The sequence below is a fragment of the Cellulomonas oligotrophica genome (assembly GCF_013409875.1).
Lineage (GTDB): Bacteria > Actinomycetota > Actinomycetes > Actinomycetales > Cellulomonadaceae > Cellulomonas > Cellulomonas oligotrophica.
The window spans coordinates 3,531,458-3,548,677 of the sequence record NZ_JACCBK010000001.1 but is presented as its reverse complement, the minus strand read 5'-3'; the positions used below and the strand labels follow the sequence as shown (position 1 = coordinate 3,548,677).

General features: G+C 68.4%; 7 protein-coding genes and 3 rRNA genes. 5 read left to right on the top strand and 5 right to left on the bottom strand.

The features are described 5' to 3' along the window. Positions 1–16: 16 nt before the first annotated feature. Both BKA21_RS16125 and BKA21_RS16120 read left to right on the top strand, forming a co-directional pair. Entirely contained in the window at positions 17–985 is a 969-nt protein-coding gene (locus tag BKA21_RS16125) for a carbohydrate ABC transporter permease (RefSeq protein WP_140459999.1), read from the top strand. After that, positions 982–1,806: a carbohydrate ABC transporter permease gene (locus tag BKA21_RS16120; protein ID WP_140459998.1), complete on the top strand. Its 825-nt coding sequence runs from the start codon at positions 982–984 to the stop codon at positions 1,804–1,806. The genes BKA21_RS16125 and BKA21_RS16120 overlap by 4 nt, the downstream gene beginning before the upstream one ends. Before the next feature lie 131 nt (positions 1,807–1,937). On the opposite strand, the gene BKA21_RS16115 is transcribed toward BKA21_RS16120, so the two are convergent. After that, the gene (locus tag BKA21_RS16115; protein ID WP_140459997.1) at positions 1,938–4,121 is read right to left on the bottom strand and encodes an alpha-galactosidase; all 2,184 of its coding nucleotides are present in this window, start codon (positions 4,119–4,121) and stop codon (positions 1,938–1,940) included. 154 nt (positions 4,122–4,275) lie between these two features. On the opposite strand from BKA21_RS16115, the gene BKA21_RS16110 reads away from it, so the two are divergent. The 3 genes from BKA21_RS16110 to glgB all read left to right on the top strand — a co-directional run bounded on the left by BKA21_RS16110 (position 4,276) and on the right by glgB (position 10,096). Beyond that, on the top strand, positions 4,276–6,858 hold the full coding sequence (locus tag BKA21_RS16110; protein WP_140459996.1) for a glycoside hydrolase family 2 protein: 2,583 nt from the start codon (positions 4,276–4,278) through the stop codon (positions 6,856–6,858). A gap of 70 nt (positions 6,859–6,928) precedes the next feature. Further along, a complete protein-coding gene (locus tag BKA21_RS16105; RefSeq protein ID WP_239072906.1) occupies positions 6,929–7,786 on the top strand; it encodes a LacI family DNA-binding transcriptional regulator in 858 nt (285 codons plus the stop codon). A gap of 123 nt (positions 7,787–7,909) precedes the next feature. Next, complete coding sequence (gene glgB / locus BKA21_RS16100) at positions 7,910–10,096, top strand: 1,4-alpha-glucan branching protein GlgB (RefSeq protein WP_140459995.1); 2,187 nt, start codon at positions 7,910–7,912, stop codon at positions 10,094–10,096. A 192-nt stretch (positions 10,097–10,288) separates the two neighbouring features. On the opposite strand, the gene rrf is transcribed toward glgB, so the two are convergent. The 4 genes from rrf to BKA21_RS16080 form a co-directional block, all read right to left on the bottom strand. Then, positions 10,289–10,405 (bottom strand): 5S ribosomal RNA (gene rrf / locus BKA21_RS16095). 78 nt (positions 10,406–10,483) lie between these two features. Continuing rightward, a 23S ribosomal RNA gene (locus BKA21_RS16090) occupies positions 10,484–13,590 on the bottom strand. A 399-nt stretch (positions 13,591–13,989) separates the two neighbouring features. Continuing rightward, positions 13,990–15,510, bottom strand: a 16S ribosomal RNA gene (locus BKA21_RS16085). The 16S, 23S and 5S rRNA genes sit together here, the layout of an rRNA operon. Positions 15,511–16,239: 729 nt before the next feature. After that, positions 16,240–17,184 (bottom strand): tetratricopeptide repeat protein, encoded by a 945-nt coding sequence (locus BKA21_RS16080; RefSeq protein WP_140459949.1) that lies wholly within the window; start codon positions 17,182–17,184, stop codon positions 16,240–16,242. Positions 17,185–17,220 lie beyond the last annotated feature (36 nt).

Below are 17,220 nucleotides of genomic sequence, written 5' to 3'. Positions count from 1 at the left end.
GAGCGAGGGCACCGTCATGACCACCGCACCGTCGCCGCTGCGCAGCGGGACGGCAGCGCGTCAGGCACCCGGTGCCGGTGCCGCCCGGGGGACCACCCCGGGCGGCACCGGCCGCGGGCCCTGGCTGCGCCGCCTGACGCCGTACCTGTTCCTGCTCGTCCCCGTCGCGCTGCTGCTGGTGCTGACCTACCTGCCCGTGGCGAACATGTTCTGGTACTCGGTCACCGACTGGGACGGCCTGGACAAGGTCAAGAACTTCGTCGGACCGGACAACTACGTCGAGGTCTTCACCGAGCCCGACAACCTGCGGGTCTTCTACGTCTCGCTGTACTACTTCGTCGCCTCGTTCGTGCAGATGGCGCTCGCCCTGTACTTCGCGACCATCCTGTCGTTCAAGGTCCGGCTGAAGAACCTGTGGAAGGGGATCCTCTTCTTCCCGTACCTGATCAACGGCGTCGCGATCGGGCTGATCTTCCTCAACTTCCTCAAGCCCGGGGGCGGCCTGGACACCGTCCTGCTGGCCGCCGGCCTCGACGCGCTCGTGCAGCAGTGGACGGGCGACCCCGAGATCGCGAACTACTCGCTCGCCGCGGTCTCGGTGTGGCGGTACATGGGCCTGAACTTCGTGATGTTCCTCGGGGCGATCCAGTCCATCGACGGGCAGATCTACGAGGCGGCCGAGCTCGACGGCGCCAACCGCTGGCACCAGTTCCGGCACATCATCGCGCCGTCGATCAAGCCGATCCTCGGCCTGTCGTTCATCCTCGCCATCTCCGGCTCGCTGTCGGTCTTCGAGATCCCGTACGTGATGACGGGCGGGGGCAACGGCACCGAGACCTTCGTGATCCGCACCGTGTGGATGGCCTTCAACCGCGGGATGGTGGGGCTGGCGTCGGCCATGGCCGTGATCCTGCTGATCATCGTGCTGCTGGTGACCTGGGTCCAGCGCAGGGTGGTCCCCGACGAGGAGGTCGACCTCACATGACGCGCGCCGTCACCTCGACGTTCAAGTACGTCTCGCTCGTCCTCGCCTCCGTCGCGATGCTCCTGCCCATCGGGCTGATCGTGTTCGGCTCGTTCAAGACGAACCAGGAGTTCCTCGCGACCAACCCGTTCACGCTCCCCGCGAGCTGGACCAACCTCGAGAACTACGCCACCGCGTGGACCCGCGGCGGGATGGGGCTGGGGTTCGTCAACACGTTCATCGTGTTCGCCGCCGCGATCGTCGGCACCATCCTCATCGGGGCGGCCGCGGCGTACGCGCTCGACCGGTTCCGGTTCCACGGCCGGCGCGGCGTGCTCAACATGTTCCTGCTCGCCACGCTGGTGCCCGGCGTCACCACGCAGGTCGCCACGTTCCAGATCATCAACGCCCTCGGGCTCTACAACACCCGCTGGGCGCTGATCGTCCTGTTCATGGGCACCGACATCATCTCGATCTACATCTTCCTGCAGTTCATGCGGTCGATCCCCCGCTCGCTGGACGAGGCCGCGATGATCGAGGGCGCCGGCCACCTGCGGATCTTCTTCCAGATCATCCTGCCCAACCTCAAGCCCGCGATCGCCACGGTCGTGATCATCAAGGGCATCGGCATCTACAACGAGTTCTACCTGCCGTTCCTGTACCTGCCCGACTCGGACCTGCGGCCGGTGTCGACGGCGCTGTTCGCCTTCAAGGGCCCGTACGGGTCGGAGTGGGAGATCATCTCGGCGGCCGTGGTCATCACGATCATCCCGATCCTGGTGCTGTTCCTGTTCCTGCAGCGGTACATCTACAACGGCTTCACGTCGGGCGCCACGAAGTAGCGCCACGCCCCGGCCGCACGACCACCCGGCCGCACCACGGCGGCGCCGCACCCCGGACCGGGGCCCGGCGTCGCCGTCGTCCGCCCCGGGCACGCACCGCCCAGGGCACGCACCGCCGCGGGCCGGACCCGTCACACGCGCGTCGCGCGCACCAGCACCAGCCGCTCGGAGGACAGCACCGGGGCGCGCACGCCGACCTCGGCGAGCACCCGCCCGGGCAGGCGCAGGCCCGTGGGCGTCCACCAGGGGCACGCCAGGCCGTGCGTCACGACGTCGCCCGGCGCCTGGGGGCGCACGTGGTAGACGGCGTCCGGGTCGAGGCCCGGCAGCGGCACGCGGTCCGCGGGCAGCTGGGCCGACATCGCGGTCGTCACGATCGCGAACAGCGCGTCGGAGCCGTCCTGGGCGACGACGCCGTGCACGCGCACCGCCGGGTCGGGCACGTCCGCGTGCACGCTCACGCCCGTGTGCAGCAACGGGCGCACGTCCTTGTAGAGCGCGACCCACGCGGCGAGCTCGGCGCGCTGGTCGGCGTCGGCCTCGCGCAGGTCCCACTCGATGCCGAGGTGGCCGAACAGCGCGGTCCCGGCCCGGAACCCGAGCGTGTGCGCCCGCCCGGTGCTGTGCGCGGTGCCCGACCCGATGTGCGCCCCGATCATCTCCAGCGGCACGAGCAGGTTGGTCCACGGCTGGATCTGCTGGCGCTCGAGCGCGTCGATGCAGTCGGACGCCCACACCCGGTCGGTGCGCTGCAGGATCTCCAGGTCCACGCGGGCACCGCCCGACGAGCAGGACTCGATCTCGACGCCGGGGTGCCGCGCGCGCAGCGCGTCGACGAGCCGGTACGCGGCGAGGGTCTGCTCGTGCACGCCCGGCACACCGTGCTCCCCGTGGCCCGCGTCGACGAGGTCGCGGTTGTGGTCCCACTTGAGGTAGGCGATGTCGTGCTCGGTCAGGAGCGCGTCGAGCTGGCCGAGGACGTGCGCGAACGCCTCCGGGCGGGCCAGGTCGAGCACGTGCTGCTGCCGCGCCGGGCGGGGCAGCCGGGACGGCAGCCGCAGCAACCAGTCCGGGTGCGCCCGGGCGAGGTCGGAGTCGAGGTTCACCATCTCGGGCTCGACCCACAGCCCGAACTCCATGCCGAGGCCCGTCACGTGCCGGACCAGGGGGTGCAGGCCGTCGGGCCAGACGTCGCGCGAGACCGTCCAGTCGCCGAGCCCGCTCGTGTCGTCGCGGCGCGAGCCGAACCAGCCGTCGTCCAGGACGAACCGCTCGACGCCGACCTGCGCCGCGGTGTCCGCGAGCGCGGTGAGCGTGCCCAGGTCGTGGTCGAAGTAGACCGCCTCCCAGGTGTTGAGGGTGACCGGCCGGGGGCGACGGGGGTGCTGCGGGCGTGCCCGCAGCCAGGCGTGCACCCGCCCGGCGAGGTCGTCGAGCCCCTCGCGCGCGTACAGGCCGTAGACCCAGGGGGACGTGTACGCGTCGCCGCGGCGCAGGCGCACCTCGCCGGGCAGCAGCAGCTCGCCGCCGCCGAGGAGGCCCTCGTGGTGGTGGGACCGCTCGGCGAGGCTGCGGTGGTTGCCCGACCAGGCGACGTGCACGCCCCAGCCCTCGCCGCGGCGGTGCCCCAGGTCGGCGGTGCCCGCGACGAGCACGAACGCCGCGTCGTAGCCGGTGCGCCCGCGCCGGTTCTCCCGCACGCGCGCGCCGTGCGTGAAGGCGGTCCGCAGCGGGGTGCGCTCACGGGCCCAGTGCCCGCCGAGGTCGAGCAGCTCGACCGCGCGGGCGGGGACCGGGAGCGTGAGGGTGATCCCGCCCACCTCGTAGGCGTCGTCGGCGGTGTTCGTCAGGGTGGCGCGCTGCCGCACGAGGCCCTGGGGCGTGAGCTCCAGGTGCAGCGCGAGGGCGAGCCCCGCGGCGTCGTCGACGGCCTGGACGGTCACGACGCCCCCCGCACCGCGGGCGTCGTGGTCCGCCACGTGGTCGGCGCCGGGGCCGGTGCCGCGCACGTCGACGGACGTCGTGCGGAACGACGTCGACCAGTCGCGGCCGGCGCGGCTGCCGACCAGCCCGGGCGTGCCGACCCAGCCGGCGGAGTGCTCGGGCAGCACGGCGACGTCGACCTCGCCGTCGACGGCGAACCCCCGGGGTGCTGGCCGTCCTGCGGTGCGCAGGTCGGCGAGCAGGTCGGTGCCGAGCGGACCGAGGTCGGCGCCCCAGTGCAGGACGCGCGGCAGGGTCCCCCCGGAGAGGTCGAGCACGAGGCTCACCCCTGCGGCTCGCAGGTGCAGGACCTCGGGCGCGTCGGTACGCACGGCAACCTCCGTCGGCTGGTCGGACGGCCCCCACTGTAGGGCGTTGACTTACTTAGTTCAGTTGTCTAAGAATGATCGAGCCCCACACGGTGCTCGACGCCCGTGCGCCCGACGACGCGCGACCGGGGCCGAGCACCACCCGGGAGCAGCACCCATGCACCGCACGGACCACCAGCCCAGCACGCACGTCCTCGACGACGGCTGGACGTTCACCGCCACCGCGGGCGACCTGCCCGCCGCGCTCGCCGAGCGCCTGCGCGCCGGGCTCCCCGTCACCGTCCCCGGGACCTCGCACACGCACCTGCTCGACGCCGGCCTGGTCCCGGACCCGTACCTCGACGACAACGAGCAGCGCCTCGCGTGGATGAAGCGCGCCGCGTGGGCCTACGACCGCACCCTCGACGAGGCACCTGCCGCCGAGGACGAGCGCGTCGACCTCGTCCTCGAGGGCGTCGACACCGTCGCCACCGTGCTCCTCGACGGTGCCGTGGTGCTGCGCGCCGCGAACATGCACCGCACCTACCGCGTCGACGTCCGCGACCGCGTCGGGCACGGCCCGTCGGCGCTGCGCGTCGAGATCGCCTCCGCGCTGGAGCACGCCGAGCGGGAGGCCGAGCGCCTCGGAGCCCGTCCGCTCGCCTACCCGCAGCCCTTCAACATGGTCCGCAAGATGGCCTGCTCGTTCGGCTGGGACTGGGGACCCGACCTGCAGACCGCGGGCCTGTGGAAGCCGGTGCTGGTGCACCGGTGGCGCGTCGCCCGGCTCGCGTCCGTGCGTCCCCTCGTGCGCGTCGAGCCCGACGGGACCGGCACCGTCGAGGTCGTCGTCGACGTGGAGCGCTCAGGCCTGCCCGGCGGCGACGTCGCCCTCGCGGTGCGCGCCCGGGTCGCCGGCGTCGAGGCGGTCGGCGTCGTCCCCGCCGGCGCGTCCCGCACCCACGTGCACCTCGAGGTGCCGCACGCCCCGCTGTGGTGGCCCGTCGGGCACGGATCGCAGCCGCTGCACGACCTCGTCGTCGAGCTGCACGTCCTCGACGCGGACGCCTCGGCGCCGCACGGTCGCGGCCCCGCCCTCGGCACGTGGCAGCGGCGCATCGGCTTCCGCACCGTCGAGCTCGACACCGCCCCCGACGACCACGGCTCGGCCTTCACGCTGCGGGTCAACGGCCGGCCGGTCTTCGTCAAGGGCGCCAACTGGATCCCCGACGACCACCTGCTCACCCGGCTGACCCGCGACCGGTACGCGACGAGCATCGACCACGCGCTCGGCGCCCACCTCAACCTCCTGCGGGTCTGGGGCGGGGGCATCTACGAGTCCGACGACTTCTACGAGCTGTGCGACGAGCGGGGCCTGCTCGTGTGGCAGGACGCCCTGCTCGCGTGCGCCGCGTACCCCGAGGAGGAGCCCCTCGCGGCCGAGATCGAGGCCGAGCTGCGCGAGCACGTCGCCCGGCTGACGCCGCACCCGTCGCTCGTCCTGTGGAACGGCGGCAACGAGAACCTCTGGGGCTTCCTCGACTGGGGCTGGCGCGACGAGCTCGACGGCCGCACCTGGGGCCTGCGCTACGCGACCGAGCTCCTGCCCGCCGTCGTCACGGAGCTGGACCCGACCCGGCCGTGGTGCGCCAACAGCCCGTGCGCCCCGGGGTCGTCCCTCGACGAGGTCCACCCCAACGACCCGGACCACGGCTCGCACCACCAGTGGGAGGTGTGGAACCGCATCGACTACACCGCGTACCGGGACGAGGTCCCCCGGTTCTGCTCGGAGTTCGGCTTCCAGGGCCCGCCCGCGTGGGCGACGCTCGCCCGCGCGGTCCGCGACGACGACGGCACGGTCGCCGGCAAGGAGCACCCCACCTTCCTGCTGCACCAGAAGGCCGAGGACGGCAACGCCAAGCTCGACCGCGGCATGGCGCCCCACCTCGGGGTCCCCGAGGACTTCACGGACTGGCTCTGGGCGGCCCAGCTCAACCAGGCCCGGGCGATCCGCTTCGCCGTCGAGCACTACCGGTCCTGGTGGCCGGTGACGGCCGGCGCGATCGTCTGGCAGCTGAACGACTGCTGGCCGGTCACCTCGTGGGCCGCGGTCGACGGCGACGGCCGACGCAAGCCGCTGTGGTTCGCGATGCGCGCCGCGTTCGCCCAGCGCACCCTCACCGTCCAGCCCCGGGACGGCCGCGAGACCCTCGTCGTCGCCAACGACACCGCGAGCCTCTGGCAGGGCGTCGCCCGCCTCGAGCGGCAGCACCTCGACGGCACGGTCCGCGCGTCGGCCGACCTGCCCCTGACCGTCGGCGCCTGGTCCACGGGCTCGTTCGCCCTGCCGGCCGACCTGCGCGTCCCGGCCGACCCGCGCGAGGAGGTGCTGGTCGTCAGCCTCGACCACGCCCGCACCGTCCACTGCTGGGTCGAGGACGTCGACCTCGCGCTCGACCCCGACCCGCTCGTGGCGCGCGTGCACCCCGTGGCCGGCGGCTACGACGTCGAGGTCACCGCCACGTCCCTGTCGAAGGACGTCACGCTGCTCGTCGACCGCCTCGACCCGGACGCGCGGGTCGACGACGCCCTCGTGACGCTGCCCGCCGGGACGAGCACCACGTTCCGTGTCAGCACCACGCAGCCGCTCGACGCGGCTGCCCTCGTCCGGTCGCCGGTCCTGCGGACCGCCAACGACCTGCGCCGGGCCGTCGGCGCGGCGGGCGTCTCGACGTCGGGTGCCGCGGCCGCCCGCGGCTGAGCCCCGCGCCGCCGCGGGGGTCGCGGCGGTCGCGGGGGTCGCGCGCCGGCGCACCGGTACGCTGGCGCACGTGACGCAGGGCACGGACGCCATCGGCCTGGTCCTCGCCCGCCCGGCGCGGATGCTCGGCCTCGAGCCGTTCTTCATGGAGCTCATCGGCGGCATCGAGGAGACGCTGTCCGTCGACGGCCGCTCGCTGCTGCTGCACGTCGTGCCGGACCACGAGGCCGAGATCGCCGCGTACCGCCGCTGGGGCGCCGGCGGCATGGTCGACGCGGTCGTGCTCGTCAACCTCGTCGTCGACGACCCGCGGCTGGACGTCCTGCGGGAGCTCGCGATCCCGACCGTCGTGGTCGGCGGCCCCGAGCGCTCCGTGCCGGGCGTCGCGCACGTCTGGATCGACAACGGTCAGGCGATGCGCGACGCGGTCGGCTACCTCGTCGGGCTGGGCCACACGACGGTCGGACGGGTCTCGGGCCCGCGCCGCCTGGCCCACACCGTCGCCCGCACCGCGGCGTTCGTCGAGGAGTGCGCGGCGCTCGGCGTGCACGGCGTGGTCGTCGAGGGCGACTACGCCGAGGAGTCCGGCACCCGGGCGGCCCGCACCCTCCTCGGGCGGGGCGGCCCGCCGTCGGCCATCGTGTTCGACAACGACGTCATGGCCCTGGCCGCCCTCGGTGTGGCGCACGAGCTGAACCTCGACGTGCCGCGCGACGTGTCGCTGCTCGCGTGGGACGACTCGGCGCTCTGCCGCCTCGCCCACCCCCCGCTGTCGGCCATGAGCCTCGACGTCCACGCGATGGGCGCCCAGGTCGCGACCGCCGTGCTCAACCTGCTCGCGTCCGGGCGGCCGACCACGTCGACGGCACCGCTCCCCCGCCTGGTCGCCCGCGGGAGCACCGCCCGCCACGCCCGACCGGCTCCCTGAGCACCCGACCGGTCGACGGGGCAGGCACGAGCGTCACGGCCCCACGACGCGGACAGGGGGCCGACGGGCCGCCACGGGCCGCGATCACCTGCGCGGACGCCCGGGCAGTGGTTGGGTAGGCACATGAATGCGGACGCGCCGTCTCCTGTGCACGTCGACGCCGACACCCTGGGTGCCGTCGCGGCCGGCACGCACTTCGACCCGCACGCGGTGCTCGGCCCGCACCCCGGCCCCGAGGGGGTGACGATCCGCACGCTGCGGCCCTTCGCCGAGCGCGTGGTCGTCGTCACCGACGGGGCCCGCACGGACGCCGTCCACGAGCAGCACGGCGTCTGGGTCGCGGTCCTCCCGGGCACCACCGTGCCGGACTACCGCGTCGAGGTCACGTACGACGGGTGGGCGTCGCTCGTCGACGACCCGTACCGCTTCCTCCCGACCGTCCAGGAGCTGGACCGCCACCTCGTCCGCGAGGGCCGCCACGAGCAGCTGTGGGAGGTCCTCGGCGCCAACGTCCGGACGTACCCGAGCGTGCTGGGCGACGTCACCGGCACGTCGTTCGCCGTGTGGGCGCCCAACGCCCGTGCCGTGCGCGTGGTCGGAGACTTCAACCACTGGCAGGGCGCGACGCACGCCATGCGCTCCCTCGGGGACAGCGGCATCTGGGAGGTCTTCGCGCCCGGTGTCCGAGCCGGCGCGCGCTACAAGTTCGAGATCCTCGGCCCGGACGGGTCCTGGCGGCAGAAGGCCGACCCGGTCGCGAAGGGTACCGAGATCCCGCCCGCGACCGCGTCGGTCGTCGTGGAGTCCGCGTACACGTGGGGCGACGACACCTGGATGTCCGCACGCGCGTCGCGCGACCCGCACCGCCGACCGGTGAGCATCTACGAGGTGCACCTCGGGTCGTGGCGCCAGGGCCTGTCGTACCGGGACCTCGCGCACCAGCTGACCGCGTACGTCACCGAGCTGGGCTTCACCCACGTCGAGCTGCTCCCCGTCGCGGAGCACCCCTTCGGCGGGTCGTGGGGCTACCAGGTCTCCTCGTACTACGCACCCACGTCCCGCTTCGGCCACCCCGACGACTTCCGCTACCTCGTCGACTGCCTGCACCGCGCCGGCGTCGGCGTCATCGTCGACTGGGTGCCCGCGCACTTCCCCAAGGACGAGTGGTCGCTCGCGCAGTTCGACGGCACCCCGCTGTACGAGCACCCCGACCCCCTGCTCGGCGAGCACCCCGACTGGGGCACGTACGTCTTCAACTTCGGTCGCAACGAGGTCCGCAACTTCCTCGTCGCCAACGCCGTGTACTGGCTGCAGGAGTTCCACGTCGACGGGCTGCGCGTGGACGCCGTCGCCTCGATGCTCTACCTCGACTACTCCCGACAGCCGGGGCAGTGGCGCCCCAACGCGTACGGCGGCCGCGAGAACCTCGAGGCGATCGCGTTCCTCCAGGAGACCAACGCGACCGCGTACCGCCGGGCCCCGGGCACCATGATGATCGCCGAGGAGTCCACCGCGTGGCCGGGCGTCACCGCCCCCACGAGCGGGGACGGGCTCGGGTTCGGCCTCAAGTGGAACATGGGGTGGATGAACGACACCCTGCGCTACCTGCGCGAGGAGCCGATCAATCGTCGCTATCACCACCACGAGGTCACGTTCTCGATGGTGTACGCGTACTCCGAGCACTACGTGCTCCCCATCAGCCACGACGAGGTCGTGCACGGCAAGGGCTCGCTCTACGAGCGGATGCCCGGAGACGCGTGGCAGAAGGTGGCAGGCGTCCGCGCACTGCTCGCGTACCAGTGGACCCACCCCGGCAAGCAGCTGCTCTTCATGGGCCAGGAGTTCGCCCAGCGCACCGAGTGGGCCGAAGCGCGTTCCCTCGACTGGGCCAGCACGGAGGACCCCCTGCACGGCGGCGTGCAGAAGCTCGTGGCCGACCTCAACGTCCTCTACGCGAGCACGCCGGCCCTCTGGGAGCTCGACCACACCCCCGACGGCTTCGAGTGGATCGCGTCGGACGAGGCGGACCTGAACCTGCTCGCCTACCTGCGCAAGGGGCAGGAGGGGAACCCCGACGTCGTCGTGGTCGTGAACTTCGCCGGCGTGCCGCACGAGGGCTACCGCCTGGCACTCCCCCACGGCGGCCGGTGGGTCGAGGCGCTCAACACCGACGCAGCCCGGTACGGCGGCTCCGGCGTCGACAACGCCGGTGTCGTCCACGCCGAGGCCCAGCCGCACTACGCCCGTGCGTGGTCGGCCGCAGTCCGCGTGCCCCCGCTCGGAGCACTGGTCCTGGTCCACGAGGCCTGACCCGTCGTCACGGCGCGTCCCGAGGCAAGCGCAGCGACCCGGGACGCGCCGTCAACGGCCTGACTCGACCGCAAGAGCGCACACGCCGGTGGGCTCATGTCTTCCCCTGCCGGAACCCACCCTGAACCGCGCGTCAACCGGCCCAACGCAGAAAGGCCCACCCGCGAACGGGTGGGCCTTCCTGGAAAAATTGTCCGGCGGCGTCCTACTCTCCCACACCCTGGCGGGTGCAGTACCATCGGCGCTGAAGGGCTTAGCTTCCGGGTTCGGAATGGGACCGGGCGTTTCCCCTTCGCTATGACCGCCGTAACACTGTCGAGCTCACCCAGGCAATGAAGCCGTTGGTGACTCGGGAACCGCACAGTGGACGCGTCGCAAAGAATGATGATAGTCAAGTCATCGGCTTATTAGTACCGGTCAGCTACGGCAGTCGTTAGTCCTGCCTTCCACGTCCGGCCTATCAACCCAGTGTTCTGCTGGGAGCCTCTCACCCACAAGGGGCATGGAAACCTCATCTTGAAGCAGGCTTCCCGCTTAGATGCTTTCAGCGGTTATCCCTCCCGAACGTAGCCAACCAGCCGTGCTCCTGGCGGAACAACTGGCACACCAGAGGTTCGTCCGTCCCGGTCCTCTCGTACTAGGGACAGCCCTTCTCAAGTTTCCTGCGCGCGCAGCGGATAGGGACCGAACTGTCTCACGACGTTCTAAACCCAGCTCGCGTACCGCTTTAATGGGCGAACAGCCCAACCCTTGGGACCTACTCCAGCCCCAGGATGCGACGAGCCGACATCGAGGTGCCAAACCATGCCGTCGATATGGACTCTTGGGCAAGATCAGCCTGTTATCCCCGGGGTACCTTTTATCCGTTGAGCGACGGCGCTTCCACAAGCCACCGCCGGATCACTAGTTCCGACTTTCGTCCCTGCTCGACCTGTCAGTCTCACAGTCAAGCTCCCTTGTGCACTTGCACTCGCCACCTGATTGCCAACCAGGCTGAGGGAACCTTTGAGCGCCTCCGTTACATTTTAGGAGGCAACCGCCCCAGTTAAACTACCCACCAGGCACTGTCCCTGATCCGGATCACGGACCGAGGTTAGATATCCAGAGCGACCAGAGTGGTATTTCAACGTTGACTCCACCGACACTGGCGTGCCGGCTTCACAGTCTCCCACCTATCCTACACAAGCCGCACCGAACACCAATACCAAGCTATAGTAAAGGTCCCGGGGTCTTTCCGTCCTGCTGCGCGTAACGAGCATCTTTACTCGTAGTGCAATTTCGCCGAGTTCGCGGTTGAGACAGCGGAGAAGTCGTTACGCCATTCGTGCAGGTCGGAACTTACCCGACAAGGAATTTCGCTACCTTAGGATGGTTATAGTTACCACCGCCGTTTACTGGGGCTTAAATTCTGAGCTTCGCCTTGCGGCTAACCCGTCCTCTTAACCTTCCAGCACCGGGCAGGCGTCAGTCCGTATACATCGTCTTGCGACTTCGCACGGACCTGTGTTTTTAGTAAACAGTCGCTTCTCCCTGGTCTCTGCGGCCATCCACGCTGCCCCGGGCAAGCCGGTTCACGCTTCAGGCCCCCCTTCTCCCGAAGTTACGGGGGCATTTTGCCGAGTTCCTTAACCACGATTCTCTCGATCGCCTTGGTATTCTCTACCTGACCACCTGAGTCGGTTTGGGGTACGGGCGGCTAGAACCTCGCGTCGAGGCTTTTCTTGGCAGCATAGGATCACCCATTTCCCGCATACGCGGTACCCGTCAGTTCTCAGGCATACAAGGTGCGGATTTGCCTACACCTCGCCCTACAACCTTGGACGTGGACTACCATCGCCACGCTGGGCTACCTTCCTGCGTCACCCCTGTTAATACGCTTACCTACTACCGGATCGGGTCCCGTGCTCCCTGGCTCGGTGTCCCCGAAGGAACGATGAACCAGCTCGGACGGTTAGCATCACCGGGCTCGGTATGGGCGGTTCTTCGCCGGTACGGGAATATCAACCCGTTGTCCATCGACTACGCCTGTCGGCCTCGCCTTAGGTCCCGACTTACCCAGGGCGGATTAGCCTGGCCCTGGAACCCTTGGTCATTCGGCGGACGGGTTTCTCACCCGTCATTCGCTACTCATGCCTGCATTCTCACTCGTGTAGGCTCCACCACTGGGTCACCCCGCAGCTTCACTGCCCACACGACGCTCCCCTACCCATCCACACGACTGAACCACGAAGGCTTGTCACGAGTGTGAATGCCACAGCTTCGGCGGTGTGCTTGAGCCCCGCTACATTGTCGGCGCGGAATCACTTGACCAGTGAGCTATTACGCACTCTTTCAAGGGTGGCTGCTTCTAAGCCAACCTCCTGGTTGTCTGTGCAACTCCACATCCTTTCCCACTTAGCACACGCTTAGGGGCCTTAGCTGGTGGTCTGGGCTGTTTCCCTCTCGACTACGGAGCTTATCCCCCGCAGTCTCACTGCCACGCTCTGGCTTACCGGCATTCGGAGTTTGGCTAACGTCAGTAACCTGGTGGGGCCCATCGGCTATCCAGTAGCTCTACCTCCGGCAAGAAACGCGTGACGCTGCACCTAAATGCATTTCGGGGAGAACCAGCTATCACGAAGTTTGATTGGCCTTTCACCCCTAACCACAGGTCATCCCCCAGGTTTTCAACCCTGGTGGGTTCGGGCCTCCACGCGGTCTTACCCGCGCTTCACCCTGCCCATGGCTAGATCACTTCGCTTCGGGTCTAGAGCACGCGACTACAGACGCCCTATTCGGACTCGCTTTCGCTACGGCTTCCCCACACGGGTTAACCTTGCCACGTACCACTAACTCGCAGGCTCATTCTTCAAAAGGCACGCCGTCACCCCTGCTAGGGAGGCTCCGACGGATTGTAGGCACACGGTTTCAGGTACTATTTCACTCCCCTCCCGGGGTACTTTTCACCTTTCCCTCACGGTACTTGTCCGCTATCGGTCACCAGGTAGTATTTAGGCTTACACAGTGGTCTGTGCAGATTCACTCCGGGTTTCTCGGGCCCGGAGCTACTTGGGATCCCCTTCAGGAGACCACGCCATTTCGTCTACGGGGGTACCACCCTCTGTGCCGGGCCTTTCAATGCCCTTCGACTATGACGCGATTTTCTGACTCCTCGCCAGCTCGGCAGAGCTGACCGAAGGGTCCCACAACCCCGTACGCGCAACGCCTGCCGGCTATCACACACGCACGGTTTGGCCTGATCCGCTTTCGCTCGCCACTACTCACGGAATATCTCTTCCTGCCGGTACTGAGATGTTTCACTTCCCGGCGTTCCCTCCACTCACCCTATATATTCAGGTGAGGGTCACCGCACATGACTGCGGCGGGGTTTCCCCATTCGGACATCCTCGGATCACGGTTCGTTTGCCAACTCCCCGAGGCTTATCGCAGGCTACTACGTCCTTCTTCGGCTCCTGGTGCCAAGGCATCCACCCTGTGCCCTTATAAACTTGACCACAAAGATCATTCAAAGATGCTCGCGTCCACTGTGCAGTTCTCAAGCAACCACCGGTCACCACCCGACACCCGGCGCCTACCCACCCCCCGAAGGAGACAAGCGGTTCATCCGGACCAGACAGTCCCGACCTGAAAGACACAACCTCAACGGCTGCTCCCTCAGGACCCAACAGCGTGCCAGGCCGACCCCACCAGCAGAACCTCACCTTTCCCTCCCCACCACCCGCACCCCGAAGGACACGAACAGCAGGCGTACTCAGCAGCCCCACCAGCACAAAGCCGGCCGTAGTCGATGTTCCACCCGTGAGCACCACCCCTGACACGAACGGCCAGGGCATGGGCCTGGACAACCACCCGCACCCCACGACAGGGCACGCCAGCTGCCAGATGCTCCTTAGAAAGGAGGTGATCCAGCCGCACCTTCCGGTACGGCTACCTTGTTACGACTTAGTCCTAATCGCCAGTCCCACCTTCGACGGCTCCCCCCACAAGGGTTGGGCCACCGGCTTCGGGTGTTACCGACTTTCATGACTTGACGGGCGGTGTGTACAAGGCCCGGGAACGTATTCACCGCAGCGTTGCTGATCTGCGATTACTAGCGACTCCGACTTCATGGGGTCGAGTTGCAGACCCCAATCCGAACTGAGACCGGCTTTTTGGGATTCGCTCCACCTCGCGGTATCGCAGCCCTTTGTACCGGCCATTGTAGCATGCGTGAAGCCCAAGACATAAGGGGCATGATGATTTGACGTCATCCCCACCTTCCTCCGAGTTGACCCCGGCAGTCTCCCATGAGTCCCCGGCATAACCCGCTGGCAACATGGGACGAGGGTTGCGCTCGTTGCGGGACTTAACCCAACATCTCACGACACGAGCTGACGACAACCATGCACCACCTGTACACCGACCTTGCGGGGCACCCATCTCTGAGTGTTACCGGTGCATGTCAAGCCTTGGTAAGGTTCTTCGCGTTGCATCGAATTAATCCGCATGCTCCGCCGCTTGTGCGGGCCCCCGTCAATTTCTTTGAGTTTTAGCCTTGCGGCCGTACTCCCCAGGCGGGGCACTTAATGCGTTTGCTGCGGCACGGAACTCGTGGAATGAGCCCCACACCTAGTGCCCAACGTTTACGGCATGGACTACCAGGGTATCTAATCCTGTTCGCTCCCCATGCTTTCGCTCCTCAGCGTCAGTTGCGGCCCAGTGACCTGCCTTCGCCATCGGTGTTCCTCCTGATATCTGCGCATTCCACCGCTACACCAGGAATTCCAGTCACCCCTACCGCACTCTAGTCTGCCCGTACCCACTGCAAGCCCCAGGTTGAGCCTGAGGATTTCACAGCAGACGCGACAAACCGCCTACGAGCTCTTTACGCCCAATAATTCCGGACAACGCTTGCGCCCTACGTATTACCGCGGCTGCTGGCACGTAGTTAGCCGGCGCTTCTTCTGCAGGTACCGTCACTTGCGCTTCTTCCCTGCTGAAAGAGGTTTACAACCCGAAGGCCGTCATCCCTCACGCGGCGTCGCTGCATCAGGCTTGCGCCCATTGTGCAATATTCCCCACTGCTGCCTCCCGTAGGAGTCTGGGCCGTGTCTCAGTCCCAGTGTGGCCGGTCGCCCTCTCAGGCCGGCTACCCGTCGTCGCCTTGGTAGGCCATCACCCCACCAACAAGCTGATAGGCCGCGAGCCCATCCCTCACCGATAAATCTTTCCAGACGCTACCGATGCCGGTGCGTCTCATATCCGGTATTAGACCTCGTTTCCAAGGCTTATCCCAGAGTGAAGGGCAGGTTGCTCACGTGTTACTCACCCGTTCGCCACTGATCAGACCAGCAAGCTGGCCGTCACCGTTCGACTTGCATGTGTTAAGCACGCCGCCAGCGTTCGTCCTGAGCCAGAATCAAACTCTCCGTTAATGTCAAACAGCCACCCACCAGGCGAACCCAGCGAGCAACAGACACCACAAAGAAGCCCCAGCCATACAGCCAGGGCCAGAAACTGGCACCTACCTGAGCCACTCACACGGGGGTGCGAGCTGACCCAGATGCGATACCACTATCAATGGCATCGACTACTTGGCACACTGTTGAGTTCTCAAGGAACAGACGCGCATCCACTCAAACCTTGCGGCTCTCACTGGAGGCTTCTCTTCGTTCGTGCTCCACCCTACCAGACCGAATCGCATTCCCGAACCAGGCATTCACCCGACTCGAAACCGCTCATCCGCCCTTCCGGCGTCGTTCTCAACTCTACACCATTCATTTCCCCGCCCCGGCCTCACAGCCGAACCAGAAAAACAAACCAGCGAGAATCTCGAACAAAAACTACCCCACAACCCGGAACCCACCGAACCACCGAAGCGACCCGACAACCACCGAACTGCGGCCCCGCACACTACACCCCGACGCACACAGCGCCAAGATGACCAACACACGGGAAGGCCCTGCTCCGCGGGACCGACCACCGAAGATCACCTCGGTGTCCGTTCCTCCCTGCCGGGCGGGCCTGGAGAACATTACCCACGGGGTGCCGGACGTGCAAACCGCGAGGTGCGTGACCGTGGTCACGCAGCTCGCGGTCCGGCCTGCGAGTGCTGCTGCCCTCACAAGACCCCTGGTCAGGGCCCCGCAACGGCTTCGCCGTGCTCAGAAGAGCGCACCGGCGAGGGCTCGTCGCGCCGCGGCGACCCGGGGGTCGTCGGTGCCCACGACCTCGAACAGCTGCACCAGGCGCTCCCGGACACGCTCGCGCTCGGCGCCCGACGTGCGTCGGACGACCTCGACCAGCCGGACGAACCCGTCCTCGACGGCACCGGCGAAGACGTCGAGGTCCGCGACCGCGAGCTGGGCGTCGACGTCGTCCGGACGCGCCGCCCCGGCCTCCCGCGTCGCACGTGCGTCCGCCGTCGCGGTACGGATCATGAGCTCGACCTGTGCCAGGCCCGCGCGCGCCATCGCGTCGCGAGGGTTCTCGCGCAGCGCCTGCTCGTACGCCTCGCGGGCCGCCGGCAGGTCGTCGCGCTCGATCGCGTCGTACGCGGCCTGGTGCAGCGGCGGCAGCGCGGGCTCCTGCGGCACCGGGTCGGTGGGTGCGGCGGGAGCAGCCGCCACGCGGCCGGTGATGCCGTTCGCCTCCGCCGCGGCCAGCAGCTGGTCGAGCACGGCACGCACCTGCTCGGCCGCGGGCTGCCCCTGGAAGAGCGGCAGCGGCTGGCCGGCGAGCACGGCGACGACCGAGGGCACGGACTGCGACTGGAAGGCGGCCGCGACCTGCGGGTTGGCGTCGGCGTCCACGCGTGCGAGGAGCCACCGGCCGGCGTCCGCCTCCGCCTCGCGGCCCAGCTGTGCGGCGACCTGCTGGCTCGCCTCGCTCCACGGGGCCCAGAGCACCACCACCACGGGGTGCTCCGTCGAGGCCTGCACGACCTCGCCGAACGACGACTGGTCCACGTCGCGCACGTACCCGCCGGGCGCACCCAGCCCGCCCGGCTCCCCGGGTGCCGGTGTGCTGGGGCGGGCGAGCGTGGACAGGTCCACGGCGCCGCGCACGTCCAGCCGGGGGCCCTGCTGGGGCGACGACTGCTGCGACATCTCGAGCTCCTCCTGGTCAGACGGTGGCGCGGGCGG

What these genes read in the sequence shown, in the direction of transcription:
- BKA21_RS16125 (WP_140459999.1), top strand. Translation starts at nt 17, where the DNA reads ATGACCACCGCACCGTCGCCGCTGCGCAGCGGGACGGCAGCGCGTCAG.
- BKA21_RS16110 (WP_140459996.1), top strand. Translation starts at nt 4,276, where the DNA reads ATGCACCGCACGGACCACCAGCCCAGCACGCACGTCCTCGACGACGGC.
- BKA21_RS16080 (WP_140459949.1), bottom strand. Translation starts at nt 17,184, where the DNA reads ATGTCGCAGCAGTCGTCGCCCCAGCAGGGCCCCCGGCTGGACGTGCGC.
- BKA21_RS16120 (WP_140459998.1), top strand. Translation starts at nt 982, where the DNA reads ATGACGCGCGCCGTCACCTCGACGTTCAAGTACGTCTCGCTCGTCCTC.
- glgB (WP_140459995.1), top strand. Translation starts at nt 7,910, where the DNA reads ATGAATGCGGACGCGCCGTCTCCTGTGCACGTCGACGCCGACACCCTG.